Source organism: Vibrio sp. T13N (assembly GCF_032970445.1).
In the GTDB taxonomy this organism is placed as follows: Bacteria; Pseudomonadota; Gammaproteobacteria; order Enterobacterales; family Vibrionaceae; genus Vibrio; species Vibrio diabolicus.
The window spans coordinates 16,439-34,326 of record NZ_JAWJYE010000009.1; the positions used below are offsets into that span (position 1 = coordinate 16,439).

The 17,888-nt window shown below is 43.8% G+C and carries 17 protein-coding genes; 12 read left to right on the forward strand and 5 right to left on the reverse strand.

All coding sequences use genetic code 11. The annotated features are described in order from the left end of the window. Positions 1-20: 20 nt before the first annotated feature. A complete protein-coding gene (locus tag R2S67_RS15455) occupies positions 21-953 on the reverse strand; it encodes an AraC family transcriptional regulator (RefSeq protein WP_203347176.1) in 933 nt (310 codons plus the stop codon). Between the two features lie 539 nt (positions 954-1,492). Between R2S67_RS15455 and zwf the strand changes: the two genes are divergently transcribed. From zwf to gnd, 3 genes are read left to right on the forward strand one after another with little or no spacing between them, the layout of a single operon-like run. After that, a complete protein-coding gene (zwf, locus tag R2S67_RS15460) occupies positions 1,493-2,995 on the forward strand; it encodes a glucose-6-phosphate dehydrogenase (protein ID WP_317345726.1) in 1,503 nt (500 codons plus the stop codon). Next, positions 2,992-3,708 (forward strand): 6-phosphogluconolactonase, encoded by a 717-nt coding sequence (gene pgl, locus R2S67_RS15465; protein WP_182034539.1) that lies wholly within the window; start codon positions 2,992-2,994, stop codon positions 3,706-3,708. Before zwf ends, pgl begins: the two co-directional genes overlap by 4 nt. Positions 3,709-3,745: 37 nt before the next feature. Beyond that, positions 3,746-5,194 carry a decarboxylating NADP(+)-dependent phosphogluconate dehydrogenase gene (gene gnd / locus R2S67_RS15470; protein ID WP_005397369.1) on the forward strand — a complete coding sequence of 483 codons (1,449 nt, stop codon included), beginning with the start codon at positions 3,746-3,748 and terminating at the stop codon, positions 5,192-5,194. 82 nt (positions 5,195-5,276) lie between these two features. Here the strand turns inward: gnd and R2S67_RS15475 are convergent, their stop codons facing one another. After that, positions 5,277-5,480, reverse strand: coding sequence for a hypothetical protein (locus R2S67_RS15475; RefSeq protein WP_317345543.1), 204 nt, complete (start codon positions 5,478-5,480; stop codon positions 5,277-5,279). Between the two features lie 575 nt (positions 5,481-6,055). Here R2S67_RS15475 and R2S67_RS15480 point away from each other — a divergent pair. After that, positions 6,056-6,193 (forward strand): hypothetical protein, encoded by a 138-nt coding sequence (locus R2S67_RS15480; protein ID WP_005464410.1) that lies wholly within the window; start codon positions 6,056-6,058, stop codon positions 6,191-6,193. A 66-nt stretch (positions 6,194-6,259) separates the two neighbouring features. Here R2S67_RS15480 and R2S67_RS15485 read toward each other — a convergent pair whose 3' ends face one another. Next, positions 6,260-8,020 carry a sigma-54-dependent Fis family transcriptional regulator gene (locus R2S67_RS15485; RefSeq protein ID WP_317345551.1) on the reverse strand — a complete coding sequence of 587 codons (1,761 nt, stop codon included), beginning with the start codon at positions 8,018-8,020 and terminating at the stop codon, positions 6,260-6,262. Between the two features lie 239 nt (positions 8,021-8,259). Between R2S67_RS15485 and R2S67_RS15490 the strand changes: the two genes are divergently transcribed. After that, a complete protein-coding gene (locus R2S67_RS15490; RefSeq protein ID WP_104969396.1) occupies positions 8,260-9,780 on the forward strand; it encodes an aldehyde dehydrogenase family protein in 1,521 nt (506 codons plus the stop codon). A 133-nt stretch (positions 9,781-9,913) separates the two neighbouring features. Here R2S67_RS15490 and exsE2 read toward each other — a convergent pair whose 3' ends face one another. Further along, complete coding sequence (gene exsE2 / locus R2S67_RS15495) at positions 9,914-10,219, reverse strand: T3SS regulon translocated regulator ExsE2 (protein ID WP_104969397.1); 306 nt, start codon at positions 10,217-10,219, stop codon at positions 9,914-9,916. Between the two features lie 8 nt (positions 10,220-10,227). Next, entirely contained in the window at positions 10,228-10,674 is a 447-nt protein-coding gene (gene exsC / locus R2S67_RS15500) for a type III secretion system regulatory chaperone ExsC (protein ID WP_005397386.1), read from the reverse strand. Positions 10,675-11,061: 387 nt separating this feature from the next. Here exsC and R2S67_RS15505 point away from each other — a divergent pair, with 387 nt between their 5' ends. From R2S67_RS15505 to R2S67_RS15535, 7 genes are all read left to right on the forward strand, one after another. Further along, positions 11,062-11,469 carry a YscW family type III secretion system pilotin gene (locus R2S67_RS15505; RefSeq protein WP_258660867.1) on the forward strand — a complete coding sequence of 136 codons (408 nt, stop codon included), beginning with the start codon at positions 11,062-11,064 and terminating at the stop codon, positions 11,467-11,469. Positions 11,470-12,084: 615 nt separating this feature from the next. Continuing rightward, positions 12,085-12,945: a helix-turn-helix transcriptional regulator gene (locus R2S67_RS15510; protein WP_104969399.1), complete on the forward strand. Its 861-nt coding sequence runs from the start codon at positions 12,085-12,087 to the stop codon at positions 12,943-12,945. 148 nt (positions 12,946-13,093) lie between these two features. Continuing rightward, positions 13,094-14,074 carry a T3SS regulon anti-activator ExsD domain-containing protein gene (locus R2S67_RS15515; RefSeq protein ID WP_317345554.1) on the forward strand — a complete coding sequence of 327 codons (981 nt, stop codon included), beginning with the start codon at positions 13,094-13,096 and terminating at the stop codon, positions 14,072-14,074. 12 nt (positions 14,075-14,086) lie between these two features. Continuing rightward, on the forward strand, positions 14,087-14,515 hold the full coding sequence (locus R2S67_RS15520) for a YscB family type III secretion system chaperone (protein ID WP_074191269.1): 429 nt from the start codon (positions 14,087-14,089) through the stop codon (positions 14,513-14,515). Beyond that, entirely contained in the window at positions 14,512-16,386 is a 1,875-nt protein-coding gene (gene sctC / locus R2S67_RS15525; RefSeq protein WP_074191270.1) for a type III secretion system outer membrane ring subunit SctC, read from the forward strand. The genes R2S67_RS15520 and sctC overlap by 4 nt, the downstream gene beginning before the upstream one ends. 5 nt (positions 16,387-16,391) lie before the next feature. Beyond that, complete coding sequence (gene sctD, locus R2S67_RS15530) at positions 16,392-17,693, forward strand: type III secretion system inner membrane ring subunit SctD (RefSeq protein ID WP_012841765.1); 1,302 nt, start codon at positions 16,392-16,394, stop codon at positions 17,691-17,693. Beyond that, the gene (locus tag R2S67_RS15535; protein ID WP_012841766.1) at positions 17,680-17,883 is read left to right on the forward strand and encodes an EscE/YscE/SsaE family type III secretion system needle protein co-chaperone; all 204 of its coding nucleotides are present in this window, start codon (positions 17,680-17,682) and stop codon (positions 17,881-17,883) included. The genes sctD and R2S67_RS15535 overlap by 14 nt, the downstream gene beginning before the upstream one ends. The last annotated feature ends 5 nt before the right edge of the window (positions 17,884-17,888 follow it).

A 17,888-nucleotide genomic window follows, 5' to 3' on the forward strand; every position in this document is an offset into this window, starting at 1 on the left:
GAACCTAAGTGCTTAGGCTTCTATCTAATAGGCGTGGCTTCGTTCGGTTTGACAGGTATCCAGTAATGCATTTGGGCATTCTCGCTCTCAACCTCATAGTCTTCTGGATAAACTTCTAACTCGTATCCATCAATACCGTGATAATTGGAATAGGGGAGCCAGTGCAAAATGAACCACTCAAGCGTCGCCGCTAGATTTGATGCTTTACCTATGTGCGTAATCACTGCGTAGGTTTGCTTAGGAACAACCAGCAGATCTGGTTCTTGCGTAGAGCCTTTGGATATTGAAGTTCTTGACGCTGAGTTGTACTCATAACCAGCCCAATACTCGAGTTGCTGGTTGTTTGAATACGCTTTTGTTACGTCAATCACACCAAGATAGTTTCTTTCCAGATGAGTATGGTTTTCAGATGAATAGAGCTGTGACCATAATGAGGGCACTTTGGATTGGAAGTTGGGCGTTGCGGAAAACAATCCATAAATAGGTTCATGATAACCAGCAAGCACAAAAGCAGGTTTTGTTTCTATTCGAACTTCGATAAAGCACTTATGTCTATTTTCGTCTTCTGGTGTATCGCGCAATGTTAAAGGTTGCCTCAAGCCCGTTAGTTGCTGAGCTTTACGATAATCTCGAGGGCTCTTTGAAAACATATTTTTGAACGCTCGACTGAATGCATGTTCAGAAGCAAACCCCATTTCTATCGCAATATCTAACGAGCGATCTGATGTATGGATTAAGCGTTCAGCCGCAAGGCTTAGTTTAAGCTCTCTAATATAGTGAGCGACGGACACGCCAGTGTGTTGCTGGAAAACGCGTTGCAGTTGCCAACGTGACCAGCAGCTTGCTTTCGAGATTTCATCCACGCTAAGTGCGATATCTAGATTGTTGTGAATGTAATCAAGCACAGAGTGTATTCGGTTTATCGGGTGCAGATTCTTTGTGCTTGGTTTCATGACATTCTACTTTCGCATTAATAGTATCCTCATTATCTTTAATTGAGTATCATTATCAATAGAGTGAGAGGATAAAATTCAGGCCACATAGATCACAATAAAATTGTAATGGATTGCAAGGATGGATAAGGATTGTCCATATTAGAGTTTTTGCTTAATTTTTGTCTTACGTTAGTGCAACTTTTTTTATCCATAAAATACAAATATTTATGATGTTTTGTGCAACTTATTTAAACGTTTGCACTGGCAAGTGTTGATGTAAATCAAATAGTCGTAGACAATACTGCACCGTGTCGGACTCTCCTCCAGCGAGTACAGTGTGTACTTTTGAGACATAAGTGACCTAAATGACCTTAATACGTCGTGTTTCCAACAGATTTGGGAGTGCTACTTCTTGAGGTTCTTTGGGCCTATAGACTTTACCTATCAACGTAATAGGTAAGACCAATTTTCTATTTTGAGGTGCCATTGATAGGGTTGGCTCATCCTTTAGCCGTATCCGGGCACACAATAAGTACCTCGTTTTTAAGGGAAAGATGATGGTAATACCAGAAAACAGCAGCATCGTTATTTTTGGTGCTTCAGGTGACCTTACATACCGTAAGCTCATTCCTGCTTTATACCACCTCTATGCGAACAAGCAGCTTCCAGAAAATTTTGCCATTCTGGGTGTAAGTCGCACTGAATACAGTGATGAGTCTTACCGCGCGAAGCTGAAAAAATCGCTTCAGGAAATGGAAAAGACTGAGCCAGAAACGCTTGATGCATTTATTAACCATCTGCACTACCAAGCTATCAATACTTCTGACACACAAGATTACAGTAAGCTATCTTCTCGTTTAGACCAACTTGCTGACGAATATCGTTTCGATCAGCGCAATACGCTTTTCTACTTAGCAACCCCACCAAGTTTATACAGTGTGATTCCTGCAAGTCTTGCAGCACACGGCCTAAACAAAGAAAAAGATGGTTGGAAACGCCTGATTATTGAGAAACCATTCGGTTATGACCTTGAATCAGCGCGTATTCTGGATAAAGAAATTCACGAGCACTTCCAAGAGCATCAAATCTACCGAATTGACCATTACTTAGGTAAAGAGACGGTACAAAACCTTCTTGTACTTCGTTTCTCAAACGCGATGTTTGAGCCGCTTTGGAACCGTAACTTCATTGATTATGTTGAAATCACGGGAGCAGAATTCCTCGGCGTAGAGGAGCGTGGTGGTTACTACGACAACTCGGGTGCCGTGCGCGATATGTTCCAAAACCACCTGCTACAAGTATTGGCGATGGTGGGTATGGAGCCACCTGCACAGATCAATGCAGATTCGATGCGTGATGAAGTCGTTAAAGTACTCCAGTGTCTAAAACCTTTGGACGAAAACGCTCTGCGTAACGATCTAGTATTAGGTCAATACACCGCTTCTGAAGTTCGTGGACAAAGTCTACGTGGCTACCGTGAAGAGCCGGGGGTTGCAGATGATTCTCGTACCGAAACTTACATCGGTTTGAAAGCATACATTAACAACTGGCGTTGGAATGGCGTGCCATTCTACGTGCGTACTGGTAAGCGTCTTCCAACACGCGTTACTGAAGTGGTTATCCACTTTAAACAAACACCGCACCCAGTGTTTGGTCAAAACGCACCAGAAAACAAGCTGATCATTCGCATTCAGCCAGACGAAGGCATTCAAATGAGCTTTGGCTTGAAAGAGCCAGGCGCAGGTTTTGAAGCGAAAGAAGTGAAAATGAACTTCCATTACGCTGACCTACAAGAAACGCAAATGCTAACTGCGTATGAGCGTCTTCTACTTGATGCTTTGAATGGTGATGCTACGCTATTTGCACGTAGTGATGCGGTGGAAGCGTGTTGGCAGTACGTACAGCCAATTTTAGACTTTAAACAAGATCCACAATCCCTCTTCGGGTACGCATGCGGCACATGGGGTCCTAAAGAGTCAGACGACCTGCTACAGCGTGATGGTCGCGCTTGGCGCTTCCCATGTAAAAACTTAACAGATACGGATTACTGTGAACTATGATCAACCATAAGATCTACCAAACAGCAGAGCAGGTAGTTGAAAGCCTAGCTAACGACATGAAAGCGTTCAGCGAAATGGGCCGACCTGTTCACATCTCTCTTTCTGGCGGCAGCACTCCTAAAATGCTGTTCAAACTGTTGGCTTCAGAGACTTACGCAACCTCTATTCAGTGGCAAAATCTCCACTTCTGGTGGGGTGACGAACGTTGTGTCGCACCTGACGATGCGGAAAGCAACTACGGAGAAGCGAACGCGCTACTGTTTAGCCAAGTAAACATTCCAACAGAAAACATCCACCGTATTCGCGGTGAAGATGACCCTAAAGTGGAAGCGGAACGCTTTGCGAAAGAGATGTCAGAGGTGATTCCGACTGAAAACGGAACCCCTGTGTTTGACTGGATCTTATTAGGTGTTGGTGCAGATGGTCACACAGCTTCTCTGTTCCCTGGCCAAACGAATTATGATGATGCGAATCTATCTCTTGTGGCGTCTCATCCTGAGTCGGGCCAACTTCGTGTGTCGAAAACAGCACGCGTATTAGAAGCAGCAAAACGCATCAGTTACTTAGTGCTTGGTGCAGGAAAAGCGGACATCGTTGAAGAGATCAACAGTTCACCTGCACACGCACTGCCATACCCAGCGGCTAAGATTCAAGCGAAATCTGGCCTGACGGAATGGTATTTAGATTTGGACGCAGCAGCAAAAATTGCTTAAACGCTGCTCGTCAATGAAACAAAATTGGAGAGAAACAATGAAAGGTGATATCGGTGTAATTGGCCTAGCGGTAATGGGTCAAAACCTTATCCTAAACATGAACGATCACGGCTTCAAAGTGGTCGCTCACAACCGTACTGCTGCTAAAGTAGACGAGTTCCTGGAAGGTCCAGCGAAAGGCACGAACATCATCGGTGCATACTCTCTAGAAGAACTAGTAGAGAAGCTAGAAACGCCACGTAAAGTGATGCTAATGGTTCGCGCAGGTGATGTGGTAGACAAATTCATCGACGCGCTAGTCCCTCTACTGGATAAGGGCGACATCATCATCGACGGTGGTAACACAAACTACCCAGATACAAACCGTCGTGTTGCTGCACTACGCGAAAAAGGCATCCACTTCATCGGTACTGGCGTATCTGGTGGTGAAGAAGGTGCACGTTTTGGCCCATCTATCATGCCTGGCGGCGCTCCAGAAGCTTGGGAAGCGGTTAAGCCAATCTTCCAAGGTATTTCTGCGAAAACTGATGCAGGCGAGCCTTGTTGTGATTGGGTTGGTAACGATGGTGCAGGTCACTTCGTTAAGATGGTTCACAACGGCATCGAATACGGCGACATGCAGCTGATCACAGAAGCTTACCAGTTCATGAAAGACGGTCTTGGTATGTCTGCAGACGAGATGCAAGCGGTATTCGCTGAGTGGAACAACACTGAGCTAAACAGCTACCTTGTTGAAATTACGGCTGACATCCTTGGCTACAAAGATGAAGACGGTGAGCCTCTAGTTGAGAAAATCCTAGACACTGCTGGCCAAAAAGGTACAGGTAAATGGACGGGTATCAACGCTCTAGACCTAGGTATTCCTCTAACGCTAATCTCTGAGTCTGTATTCTCTCGCTGTCTATCTGCATTGAAAGATCAACGTGTTGAAGCTGAGAAACTGTTCGGTAAGACAATCACACCAGTTGAAGGTGATAAGCAAGAGTGGGTTGACGCACTACGTCAAGCGCTTCTAGCGTCTAAGATCATCTCTTACGCTCAAGGCTTTATGCTAATGCGCGAAGCGTCGAACGAAAATGGCTGGGATCTAAACTACGGTAACGTTGCTCTTATGTGGCGTGGTGGTTGTATCATCCGTTCTGCGTTCCTAGGCAACATCCGTGATGCATACGAAGCGAATCCAGAACTAGCATTCCTAGGCTCTGATGATTACTTCAAAGGCATCCTACAAAACAGCCTAGTAGCATGGCGTAAAGTGGCGGCTAAGTCTCTAGAAGCAGGCATCCCAATGCCATGTACGACTTCTGCACTAACGTTCCTAGACGGTTACACAACAGCTCGTCTACCTGCGAACCTACTGCAAGCTCAACGTGACTACTTCGGTGCTCACACTTACGAGCGTATCGACCGTGAGCGTGGTGAATTCTTCCATACGAACTGGACTGGTACAGGCGGCGACACAGCGTCTACAACTTACGACGTGTAATCGTTTTAAGTAAATCGACTAAGTATAAAAGGGTGCCTAAGCATCCTTTTTTGTGTCTGGCTTTATGAAACTCAAAGAGCGCCTAGGCGCTCTTTTCAGTGGTCGTTTTCTTGTTTTGATAAAACCTTTCTTTGAGGTAGAGAATTGCGCTGACCACAAGAGCCACTACAGAAACAGTAAATAGGGCATACATGCTAAGAATCCATGCGAATGTAGCCGTCAAAAACGCAATGAAGGAAAACATTCTGCTGAAAGACATCACATGGCCAAGTTTGCTACTTTTCATAAACGCCTCCCAAAGCTGAGTGGGGATAGACAAGTGTGGTCATATACCACACTTTGATTGTCTGTTCTTTTTGGGCGTTTCACACAAAAAAGCGGCTAAAGATTTCTCAAAAAAGGTGAAATATTGAACTGGTAGACAAATCCATAAACGGATTTACAAATATATGAATGCATTTGTCTATCACTTCAAAGTTTTTGCTGTGCAGATTAAGACCTTTTAACGCTATTATTGCAGCCTTCGAGTTTACTAGGCGTAATTTCAAGTCAATAATTCCGGGAAGCTCATCCTCATTATCAGTCACGATGAAAATCACTTTTCTTTGCTTAACAATACTTTATTGAATATGTGTAATTGCATCAGTTTTGAGAATGAAACTAAGGTTGTAAGAAAGGCGAAAAAGAGTGCTAGGTAAGCCTTTGAACTACGCCTATAATTAGCGCCCACATGGAGGATGTTTAATAAATGAACATCCTCTATTTTTTGAAACCAGCAACAAGGATCCAGTAAAACGTATTTTTCTGGTGTTGTTTACGTTGACCAAGAAGGTGATTAACACAACAAATTGAGGTTCTAAGATGACTCTTAACAAGTACTTTGTTTTCATTCCGGCAGAATTGGATCAGGAAATACACAAGGACAACCAAGTGATCTCTGAGAAGGAAACTCAACGTCAGGCATTAGTAAAACAGGCGCAACAACAAGGCGGCCTGTAAGCTAGGTTTCAAATAGAAAGAGCACCGCCAAGGTGCTCTTTTTGTATCTGGTGAACGGCAATAGGCTTAACCCAATATGCCAAGGTTTTTCAGCTTTCTATAAATCGTATTTCGACTGACGCCAAGCATACGAGATGTTTTGCTGATGTTCCCCTGATTGGCTTGATATGTTTTAAGTAGTTTGTCTTCGACGGTTGCACGCAGTTTTAATGTTGGCTCTGCAGTGGTTGTTACGTCTTGAGCCTGGCTGAGTTTCTTACTCAAGTGAGTCGGTACGTGAGCGAGCTCCAACGTTTCTTCACCTTGCGCCATTAATGCGGATACTTTGATTAAACTATCGAGTTCACGCAAGTTTCCTGGCCAAGAGTAAGAAAGCAGCAGAGAAAGTAGGTGAGGGCAAAGTTGTTGTTCAGATTCAGCATGACGTCGGTGGATATTTGCGATCAGTTGTTGCTTATCATCTCGTTCTTCAAAGCGAGGCAATTCGATGATCAAACCATTGAGGCGATAGTATAAGTCTTGACGGAACAATCCTTCGCTAACCAAGTTCTCGAGATCTTTATGCGTGGCCGCGATGATTTGCGTATCGACTTGAACACTTTGGTTTGAACCAACGGGAAGCACGGTTTTATCTTGCAATACATGCAGCAAGCGGCTTTGAGCTTCCAAGGGTAAATCTGCGATTTCATCCAGAAACAAAATCCCCTTGTGCGCTTGGCGAATTTTTCCCTGATAGCCTTTGCTGTTTGCGCCAGTAAATGCACCAGCTACGTAGCCAAACAATTCGGACTCAACCAAATCTTTCGGTAGTGCGCCACAGTTGACGGAAACCAACGGCCCCGTTTTTCTCTGGCTGTTTTTATGTAGCGCTTTCACAAACTCATTTTTACCAACCCCAGTTTCTCCGAGAATCAGTAAGCTGATGTCTTTATCGATAACGCGATTGGCTTGTTGCCAGCAATGTTCGACAGTAGAATCGCCGTAATGCAGATCATTGGAAGCGGTAACGGAACGAGACTTCACTTTTTTGTCGGTCAACGGCTTTGTTTTGAACACGAAAGGATGGTCGGCACTTTGGATAGAAAGAATGTCGTCGAGCGATTGCCCGATGACGTTTTGTTGCGCGAGGAGCTGAGAAGCAACTTGGTTGTGCGCAAGAATCTGTCCATCTTCATTAGCGATGATAATGCCTTGCCATCCACTGTTTAGTAAGCCTTTTTCACACGCCAAATCCACACGAATATGCCCTTGTGGAATCAAGTTAAGCAATTGATTTTCAACTTGCTGAACCATGTTCTGTACCAGCACTTGCGTTGAGAAATCATGTTTCTTTTGTTCGCTGGTGATATCTAGCACACCAATCAAATGACCAAGATGATCGAAAATAGGATTGGCCGAGCAGCTAATAAAACGATGATGTTGGATGAAGTGTTGATCGCCGATGACTGAGACCGGTTTTGCTTCAACTATCGCAGTCCCAATCGCGTTGGTGCCTTTGACCTTTTCTTGCCAGCATGCACCAGAGCTTAGCGCAATTTCGGTCAACTTCTCGCGGAACTTAGGTTGTCCCCAACTGCCGATGATGACGCCGTCGGCATCCGTCAGAATTAAGCGGCTGTCACTATGAGCAAAAAGCTGATTAAACAGCGGGAGAGCAAACTGGGTGACGGTTTCCAATAAGAAGTTGAGTTGTTGACGCCTATCTTGAAGTGTCGCTGGTGTCACTCGAATATCTTCAGGGCGTCGACGCTGTTTTAAACCCGCCTGTTCACTTCGGATCCATGAAGTTGAAAGCCAATTGTTATCGCTAATGTGTTGAAGTTCCATGACTGTACCATTTTGTCACAGTGAGGGTGTGCCATTTTGGAACACTTGAACATTGGTGTTCACACCATACATCCGCTCAAACATCGCTCACTTGGTTTGTTATCGCTTGGTAATCATAGTTTTACATTTAATTAACAACAAGTGTGGTGTAGTTGGCGTGTGACTTGCGTAATGCTCTTTGTGAACAGTGCGATACGACACTGCAATAACACATTGAACGAGAAACAAAAGGAAGAGTTATGATCTATGCACAGCCAGGTAGTGAAAATGCCATTGTTAACTTTAAATCGCATTACGATAACTTTATCGGTGGGGAATGGGTAAAACCAACGGGCGGTGAGTACTTTGATAATATCTCACCAATCAACGGACAAGCGTATTGTAAAGTTGCTCGTTCTGGCGAGGCGGATATCAACTTAGCATTGGATGCGGCACACAACATCAAAGCAGAATGGGCGAAAACCAGTGTGACTGAACGCTCTAACATCTTGCTGAAAATCGCTGATCGTATTGAGCAGCATTTAGAAGAGTTGGCAGTTGCCGAAACTTGGGAAAACGGCAAACCAGTTCGCGAAACCTTGGCGGCAGATTTACCTTTAGTGGTAGATCATTTCCGTTACTTTGCTGGCTGTATTCGCGCACAAGAAGGCAGTGCGGCGGAGCTGGATGAGCACACCGCAAGCTATCACTTCCCAGAGCCGATTGGCGTAGTTGGTCAAATCATCCCTTGGAACTTCCCTATGTTGATGGCGGCTTGGAAACTGGCACCGGCACTTGCAGCAGGTTGTTGCGTGGTATTGAAGCCAGCAGAACAAACGCCAACGTCGATTCTGGTTCTTATGGAAAAGATCGGTGATCTACTGCCACCGGGCGTCATCAACGTTGTTAATGGTTTTGGTTCAGAAGCAGGCCAAGCGTTAGCAACCAGCAACCGCATTGCGAAACTCGCATTTACGGGCTCAACACAAGTTGGCAATCACATTCTAAAATGTGCGGCGGACAACTTGATCCCTTCGACTGTTGAGTTGGGTGGTAAATCTCCAAACATCTACTTCTCAGATGTTTTCGATTACGAAGATGAGTACCTCGACAAGTGTATCGAAGGTACGCTACTTGGCTTCTTCAACCAAGGCGAAGTTTGTACCTGTCCATCTCGCGTATTAGTTCATGAAGCGATTTACGATAAGTTTGTAGAGAAATTGACGGAACGTGCGCAGTTAATCAAGCAAGGTAACCCGCTCGATACCGATACTCAAGTTGGTGCTCAGGCTTCTCAAGAACAGTTTGATAAGATTTTAAGTTACCTCGAAATCGGCCGTGAAGAAGGCGCAAAAGTGGTCTTTGGTGGTGGCGTATCTGAACAGCCAGAGTCAATCAATCAGGGTTACTACATTCAGCCAACGATGTTGGAAGGCCACAATAAGATGCGTATTTTCCAAGAAGAGATCTTTGGCCCAGTGATTGCTATCACTAAGTTTAAAGATGAAGCGGAAGCATTAGAAATCGCGAACGACACCGAATATGGCTTAGGCGCAGGCGTTTGGACGCGTGATGCGAACGTCGCATATCGTATGGGCCGTAATATCGAAGCTGGTCGAATCTGGATTAACTGTTACCACGCTTACCCTGCACACGCTGCGTTCGGTGGCTATAAAAAGTCAGGTATTGGACGTGAAACACATAAGATGATGCTGGATCACTACCAAAATACGAAAAACCTATTGATTAGCTACAGTGTTGATCCACTAGGCTTCTTCTAAATGAAGTAGTTAACAAAGAAAAAGCAGTACTAACCAAAACCCCGAGCCTTCGGGGTTTTTTATTGCATGGGCTTGCGGGTGGGAGGGTGTATATACGTGAAATTTATATTTTGAACCCATCTATATTGCGTGCTCAGGAACGTTGAATTACGGTCACTTTTCGTTCAAGTAGTTTTTCGACCGTGGCGTTTTGCTTTTCAAGACTAAACTGCTGATCAAAATCCAAGACGCGATTACAAGACTCAAGACTCGCAAACTGGTTTAAACATTCGCTAAGTTCTCTTTTAGAGCTCATTCGAGCCAAACTGCTTTCTGATGAAGAGAGTAGCGTCACTTTGCGGCCATGAAACGTTCCTTGTGGCAGAGCATCACTTTGCTGTGCTTGCTTTACTTCATGAACCGGTAAGTTAGTGTATTTAGATTGGATGTCGTTGGACATAGAGACACCTAAACTCTTAAGTCTAAAGTTTGTGGCATCGGAGCTACCTCAGCAGTGGCGACATGAGCAGACAATAACGACTCCCACGACTCACTTTGCGTCAACAATTCCGCCAAAGCAGTTTCAAAATACTCATAATCCAGTCGCTTAATGTTAATGAGTCGGTTTAAACAGAGTACATGTCGATGATTATCTAAACTAAAGAATAATTGATGCTCAGGCCAGTGATAATTAAAGGCTAGGAAAGAACGATAGAGATCGGAATTAACGATTTGAAGACCAACAATCTCAGCTTCGAGCTGGAGGGTTGTCGATTCAGGATGAAAGATGATATGCACTCTTAGATTATCATCAAACGCTAAGCTTACTTCATTTTCCGTTAGATGCAGTGCAGGCAAGCCTATTTGATGAGCAAACTTTAGCAAAATCTCATCGATAGTTTGGCGTGCTGACATAGGAATAGTCCCTTTTGAAATTTTATCAAGGAAAATATTAGATGTATCTCTTCGTGTTTATCAATATTGGTCGGTTGTTATTATATTTTGGTTTTTAATTTCGGTGAGATAAATAGAACAGCGATAACAAATGTGCTCTGATGCATATTGTGGTTGTTCTTAGATATTTAAATATCTTTGTTCTCTAATATACCCACCTAATTGAAAGTGTATTAGGGCGCAGTCACTATGWGTTAAATTAAATCTAATGTTAAATCTGTGTTGTTGAAGAATGCGATTTATTGTCCGCTTGTAGTATAAATATAAGTTGATCTTTTATATTTTTACATAAAGAATTGTGTGAAATTAAAATGAACTAAGTCTATAAAATAAGTTTATGGTGTCATAATGAACAATTCTATGTGGGCTGGTTTTGTCGGACTATTCCTACTAAGTGGGTGTAGTCAATCTGTGCCGATTGTAAGGGAAGGTAGCTTTGACACAAAGAGTCAGGCGACACTCTATGGTTGGGTTTCTGTCGATGGATACTTTCCACCTTCGATTACGTCTCTTGATGTGGAAATATGTAAAGTGATTGAAAATCAGTGCTTTAAGTCTGCATTGCAGCACTACCAAGGCGTTCAATTACCCGTACAGTATTCATTTTTAATTGCACCGATTCAAGCTGGTGACGGAAACATGAAGATAATTGGAAAGCTATACTCGAATGGGGAACTTGTAGCGGAAAAAGAAAAGAACTATTTATTTTCAGTGGAGGGAAAACAGGAAAACTTGATACTYGTGCCAAAAAAATAACCAGATGAAAAGTAATCGGTTACATTTAATTAGACCTTACTAAATTATTAAAAATAAAGATTTGCTCTTTCCTGTTGTGAAAGTTTTGTTGTTTTTTACAAACATTAATCACATGGTTTAAGTCATCGGGTCAGTTGTTTTTTAGACTTATACTTGTTGCAAAAATAGCATTCTTTATGATTATATCTCGCTCCTTGAACACGTTGGCTTGGCGTTTTAGGCTATAAAACATACAATTTTAAGATTTTGGAAATTTCAGTTTGTTCGATAAACGATACCATAATCTATTTAATTTTATTCTAATGTATAACAAAAATCCTAAACTTTAATAACGAAATGATATTTAAGTTTTGGCTAATAATAAACGCTATCTGATAAAAATAATAAAGACGGACAGCAGAGTTTACTAAGATAAACTTTTACCTTTAGGTAAGGGTAATGCTTAGGATATTCGCTAATTATTCGGGGGGTATGGTAAGTGATATGAACTTCTATGCTCTTTTCTTTGCTTCTTTAATTGATATAGCAGTACTTAGAAATAACAACAATCAAAGTATTGCTTTGAAAGTTTCTCAACACTCGTACTGAGAAACTCAAAATAATGAAGGGTAGAAAATGGATGTGTCAGGCCAACTAAACACAGAAAAGGTCGGCTCGAGCTCGCGAAAAATTCGTAGTTTTTCCCGCTATGAAAAATCTGACGAAGTATTTCACTCAGACCAATCTCACATTGTTGTCGTTCACAATGGTCAGCTTCGAGTTCAAACAGGTGATTGCACAATCGATGTTGCGGCAGAAAACGGGGTGTTTCTATCCCAAGGGGATTACTTATTCGAGTACTCGCCCTTAGACGGGGTATACAAAGCGTCGATTATAACCTACGACAACGAACTCGTTAGCCAGCTATTACAAAAGCACAGTGATCTTTTGATGATGCTGCCCAAGGTAGATAAAGTTTGTTCTGGCTTGTTTACTTTTGGTTTGAACATACTCGTAGAGCAAGTGCTTTCCAGCATGCAGACGCTTGAGCAACAGGCGTATCCAGATGCAATCATGTGCCTAAAATATGAAGAGTTACTCATTCTTTTGCTGCACGGCAAAGGGGGCGAATCACTCTATGCGTTGCTGTCACAACAAACGAACCGAACATCGGAACGGTTACGTCGATTTATGGAACAACACTATCTCAAAGAGTGGAAGTTGACTGACTATGCGCAAGAGTTTGGTGCTAGCTTAACGACTTTTAAAGAGCTATTTAATGAGCACTATGGCATTTCTCCAAGAGCTTGGATCAGTGAGCGCCGATTGTTGCACGCTCATAAACTCCTGTTGACGAGCAAGATGAGCATCGTGGATGTGGCGATGGAGGCTGGGTTTTCTAGTCAGTCTTACTTTACGCAGAGTTACCGCCGTCGTTTTGGAACGACGCCAAGCCGTGTACGTTCGGGAGACGATCAAGTAGCTATCGCGAAATGAAATGACTTGAGACTAAAATTTTCTGACTAATTTTGAAAGTCACTCATCAGCGTAAATTCTATTATGCGTCATGTAACAACGAACGATTAAAAATTATTACACCTCTTTCTTTCTGGATCGTTCGAGAGGGGTGCGGAGACGAACATAAATGAAAAAGCAGCATTGGCGACGCCGTTCGCTTTTTCCAGACAGCATTGTGACACAACGGAAAGTGACTGTTTTGCAAAGAGGAGCTCGATATGAAAGTGCTTTTAAATCAACGCAGGATTTCAATGTTGTGCACGTCAATCACCGACAATTGTTGAGTGAAGGCGTCATTAATTATGAACAGTTATCTTTACTTCAGCGCTTGTTGGATAGAAGCGTCGTCGATAGCCTGTGCGCAAGCCAGTTGGTGAAAACTTATCAAAAGCTCGGTGCGTCGCTTGACCGATTCGCCATGCGTTTATTTTTGGAAATTGGGTCGCAGCTCAGTGATAGCCGCACACTCGTGACCTTTGAACAAAGATTGGAATACATCAACGCGCGTCTTGGTTTTCGCTTCAATTTAGCGGTACCAAAAACGTTGATGCTTTGTTTTCATTTATCTCTAAACGAGTGGATTAACCGTCAAGTTGATCAAAGCGCTTTGCATGCCTCCATTAAAGTGGAACAGCTTATCAATCAGCTCGATATTCAAAAGGAATATTGGTTGAAACTATCGGGAGAGGACACCAGTGCGGTGTTTGTACAACAGCAACTCGATTTAATTGAGCGCCAACAACACCAGTTGAAAGATCAACTCGGGACGTTGAGCGAACAACAGATGCAAGTGATTGAATGTCATCGTTCGTTAATTGAGAAGTGGCAACCGTCCTTAGACGAGCTTAAAGGGTTCGCAGAGTACACTTCTACGACTGCTCAGTTTATCTCTGAGTGGAAAAAGTGGTGTTCGGAAGTTCGACTTGAGGCTCCTGAGCTGAACGAAGTCTGGGATGCATGCGATGTGGTTTACAACGACCAAAATGCGGTTGCGAAAGTATGGCAGTGGTTCAAGAGCATGCAAATTGTTGGCGACATCGATCACTACTATTTTGACACTCAAAGCGGCCAGTGCGGCCAGGCTTGCAATCACCTCAGCCAGATTTAAATAGGGCGTTAAATGTTAGATAAGATGATGAAGTCTTTAGCGGAAACGCTAAAGGTAGGGGATTTTATTGCCTCAGAAAATGGCTCTTACAACATCGAGGTTGATCAGTTGTCACTGACCATCAAACAACACGCATCATGGTTTTTATGGGAAGCGGCTTTACCCTTCCAGTTTAAAGAGCATCTAGATTATCAACAAGAACAAGCGTTACAACGTTGCATGCAGCTCTCATTAAAAACAATCCGTGAAGATGGCTGCGTACTAACAGCGAATGATGATCAGCAGCTGATTTTACAAAGCAAAGTGAGGATCGAGGACTGTTCGATTGAGCTGTTCTCTTCTTTGCTTTCCAAGCACGTTAATCTATGTGAGCGTTATATGGCATTATTGGAGCAAGAGCGCGTGAACCACACGATTAATCATAATGTGTGGTTGCCATGATGCGAAAAGTCTTTCCGAACATCAGACGTGCTGCCACTAAGATACTGTTGTGTGCTGTGAGCTTTGCTCCGTTGGGATTCGCACAAGCAACAGACTTACACTGGCCCGAACAACCATTCCGATACTATGCAGATAACGACTCATTAAAAGAGTTGTTGAATAACTTTGGCGCAAACTATCGCGTTTCGGTTTCTGTGAGTGACAAAGTTAATGATCGAGTGAGTGGACGTTTTACTCCTGATGATCCGGCTGAGTTCCTCGACTACTTATCGCAAGTCTATAACTTGATGTGGTATTTCGATGGTGCCGTCTTACATGTCTATAAGGCGACAGAAACGCGCTCACGTTTACTCCAATTAGAATTATTGACCGCCAGAGAACTACGAAGCACGTTAATTTCCACTGGAGTGTGGGATTCGCGCTATGGGTGGAGAGCCGCTGAAAGTAAAGGGTTGGTTTATCTTGCAGGTCCTCCACGTTATGTCGACTTAGTTGTACAAACGGCCGAAGCATTAGAAACGCGCCTGCTGCAGAAATCGAATTCAACCGACGAGTTATTCGTTGAAATAATTCCTTTGAAGTACGCTTCTGCAACGGATAGAGAAATTGCATATCGAGATCAGACCATTACGGTTCCGGGTATCGCATCGGTTTTAAAGCGAGTCGTGTCTGGTGTTCAAACTCAAGTGACGAGTGCGTCGAACAAAGAAGTTACCAGTTCAGATAAGCCTGTAAAAAGCAATAAAACCGCCTCAGTTCATGGCGGAGCAACGGTTGAAGCAGAGCCGGGCCTTAATGCGATTATTGTTCGTGACACTCAAGCGCGATTACCGCTCTATCGCAAACTGGTCGCTCAATTGGACCAACCGCAATCAAGAATTGAAGTTGCATTATCGATTGTCGACATCAGTGCCAACGATTTAAGTCAGTTAGGCGTGGATTGGCGAGCGGGAGTATCAGTCGGAAATAATCGAATTGTTGATATCAAAACAACAGGGGATGTGAGTTCGGGTGATGTGACTCTCGGCAGCGGACAAAATTTTAAGTCTTTGCTTGATTCAACCAATCTGAATTACCTGTTGGCTCAAATCCGTTTATTGGAATCTCAAGGCAGTGCTCAAGTGGTTTCAAGACCAACACTGCTAACCCAAGAAAATGTCGAAGCTGTACTGAACAACAGCAGCACGTTTTACGTCAAGCTGGTTGGTAAAGAGACCGCAGCACTGGAAGAGGTCACGTATGGCACGTTACTGAGAATTGTCCCGCGTATCGTTGGTGACAGGTTTGCTGCCCGACCAGAAATCAATCTGAGCCTTCATCTCGAAGACGGGGCAAAGATTACCGATGGTGGTGTCGACGACCTTCCTTCCGTTCGTAAAACTGAAATCAGTACGTTGGCGACGGTGAAGCAAGGACAGAGCTTGCTCATCGGTGGTGTTTATCGAGATGAAGTGAGTCATCAGTTACGTAAAGTACCACTGTTGGGAGACATCCCATATTTAGGTGCGTTGTTTAGAAGTAATACCAACACTAAACGCCGCACGGTGCGCATGTTTATTCTAGAACCGCGAATCGTTGTGGATGGTATTGGCGATAGTGTGTTGATTGGTAATGAGTACGATCTGCGACCAAGCATTGGCAAGCTCAACAACATTTCCAACAACAGTGCTGAATTTAAATCGGTCGTCGAAGTGTATAGCTGCACATCAAAGACTCAAGCAGAGCGCTATCAGCAAGACTTATTGTCACAGCAACAGTCGTCTCAATTGACGCAGTGCCAATTGCCGACAGGGCAAAAGGGGTGGCGTGTAAAAGTATTGGAATGTGATGACTCACAAAGTGAGTGTGTGCATCCATCAGAGGAGCCTTAACCGCGATGCAGCAATGGAAAATTCGTATTTTATCAGGCGTGCATTCCGGAGTTGAAGTCACCTTACCTGAGGGCGCTCTTGTGCTTGGCAGTGACGACTTTATCGCAGATCTCGTGCTGTCTGATGCTGGGGTCGAAGCTAACCATTTCACGTTGGTTTGCCAGCAAGACTCGGTCATTTTACGAGGCTGCAAAGAGGCAAATATTAACGGTGAAAACATCTCTGTTGAAGATGATGGGATCGAGTTGTCACGCCATGCCGTTGTCTCTGTAGGCGTTGTGAAGTTCGCACTGGGGTACGCAGAAGATGCGTTAATCGTGAGTAACGTCAGCGACGAATCTAGCGAACAGGATACACCTGTTGTTGCTGTACAACGCTCTAGCTGGAAAAAAACAACGCTCATCGCCTTGCTTTGTAGTTTTGTCCCGAGTGTCATTTTTGCTGGTATGTGGTACAGCCAAGCTAACGGAAACAATAATGAAACTGTCACAGAAGCAGAACCCATTGTTTTAGTGCGCAACATCTTAGGCGAGCTCAAACTTAGCGACGTTCGTGTGGAATGGAATGCCGCCGCACGCCAAGCGGTTTTGGAAGGCTATGTTGAAGATCGAACTCAGAAACTCGATCTGCTTGGTCGAATTGATGTATTAGGTATCAATTACAAAAGTGACTTAAGAACGATGGAAGAAATCCGTCGCGGGGTTCGATTTATTTTACGAAACCTCGGCTATCACCAGGTGAAAGTCGAAAATGGGGATGAGACGGGCACACTGTTACTGACGGGTTATATCGATGATGCCAGCCGCTGGAACCAAGTTGAGCAAATTTTAGAGCGAGACGTACCGGGCCTAGTAGCGTGGAAGGTCGAACTGCAAAGAGCGGGTGCCTACATGGATACGCTAAAAGCCTTATTGACGGATGCGGAGCTACTGAAAAAAGTCCAGTTGGTTACCAGCGGTGATCGCATCGAAGTACGCGGGGAACTTGATGATATCGAAACGACTCGATTTTACGGTGTGACTCGAGACTTCCGAGAACAATATGGTGAAAAACCATATTTAGTTTTGAAATCCATACCTAAGGTGAGTAAAGGCACTAACATCGATTTCCCGTTTCGTAGCGTTAACTTTGGTCAGGTTCCATATGTGATTCTGACTGATAACGTTCGTTACATGGTTGGTGCAAGAACGCCTCAAGGCTACCGCATATCCAGTGTTACGCCAGCTGGCATTGAGTTGGTCAAAGGCGGGCGGGTGATAACAATAGAACTCGGATACGAGGGCGAGACGAACAATGACAAATCTTGAACAAATTTTAAATAACGACAAAAACGGTGCGGAAGTGCACAAGATTAAGAGCAAGCTCTTAGAAGCACAAGCGGTGGTGAAACGTCAGTTGGATTTAGGGTGCTCACCACAGCAGTACCAATTGCTACTCAAACAGTATGAAGCTTACACCGCCGCACATGCGGTCGTTGAATCATACGAAGCGAACTAAAAATA

What these genes read in the sequence shown, in the direction of transcription:
- R2S67_RS15455 (WP_203347176.1), bottom strand. Translation starts at nt 953, where the DNA reads ATGAAACCAAGCACAAAGAATCTGCACCCGATAAACCGAATACACTCT.
- zwf (WP_317345726.1), top strand. Translation starts at nt 1,493, where the DNA reads ATGGTAATACCAGAAAACAGCAGCATCGTTATTTTTGGTGCTTCAGGT.
- pgl (WP_182034539.1), top strand. Translation starts at nt 2,992, where the DNA reads ATGATCAACCATAAGATCTACCAAACAGCAGAGCAGGTAGTTGAAAGC.
- gnd (WP_005397369.1), top strand. Translation starts at nt 3,746, where the DNA reads ATGAAAGGTGATATCGGTGTAATTGGCCTAGCGGTAATGGGTCAAAAC.
- R2S67_RS15475 (WP_317345543.1), bottom strand. Translation starts at nt 5,480, where the DNA reads ATGAAAAGTAGCAAACTTGGCCATGTGATGTCTTTCAGCAGAATGTTT.
- R2S67_RS15480 (WP_005464410.1), top strand. Translation starts at nt 6,056, where the DNA reads ATGACTCTTAACAAGTACTTTGTTTTCATTCCGGCAGAATTGGATCAG.
- R2S67_RS15485 (WP_317345551.1), bottom strand. Translation starts at nt 8,020, where the DNA reads ATGGAACTTCAACACATTAGCGATAACAATTGGCTTTCAACTTCATGG.
- R2S67_RS15490 (WP_104969396.1), top strand. Translation starts at nt 8,260, where the DNA reads ATGATCTATGCACAGCCAGGTAGTGAAAATGCCATTGTTAACTTTAAA.
- exsE2 (WP_104969397.1), bottom strand. Translation starts at nt 10,219, where the DNA reads ATGTCCAACGACATCCAATCTAAATACACTAACTTACCGGTTCATGAA.
- exsC (WP_005397386.1), bottom strand. Translation starts at nt 10,674, where the DNA reads ATGTCAGCACGCCAAACTATCGATGAGATTTTGCTAAAGTTTGCTCAT.
- R2S67_RS15510 (WP_104969399.1), top strand. Translation starts at nt 12,085, where the DNA reads ATGGATGTGTCAGGCCAACTAAACACAGAAAAGGTCGGCTCGAGCTCG.
- R2S67_RS15515 (WP_317345554.1), top strand. Translation starts at nt 13,094, where the DNA reads ATGAAAAAGCAGCATTGGCGACGCCGTTCGCTTTTTCCAGACAGCATT.
- R2S67_RS15520 (WP_074191269.1), top strand. Translation starts at nt 14,087, where the DNA reads ATGTTAGATAAGATGATGAAGTCTTTAGCGGAAACGCTAAAGGTAGGG.
- sctC (WP_074191270.1), top strand. Translation starts at nt 14,512, where the DNA reads ATGATGCGAAAAGTCTTTCCGAACATCAGACGTGCTGCCACTAAGATA.
- sctD (WP_012841765.1), top strand. Translation starts at nt 16,392, where the DNA reads ATGCAGCAATGGAAAATTCGTATTTTATCAGGCGTGCATTCCGGAGTT.
- R2S67_RS15535 (WP_012841766.1), top strand. Translation starts at nt 17,680, where the DNA reads ATGACAAATCTTGAACAAATTTTAAATAACGACAAAAACGGTGCGGAA.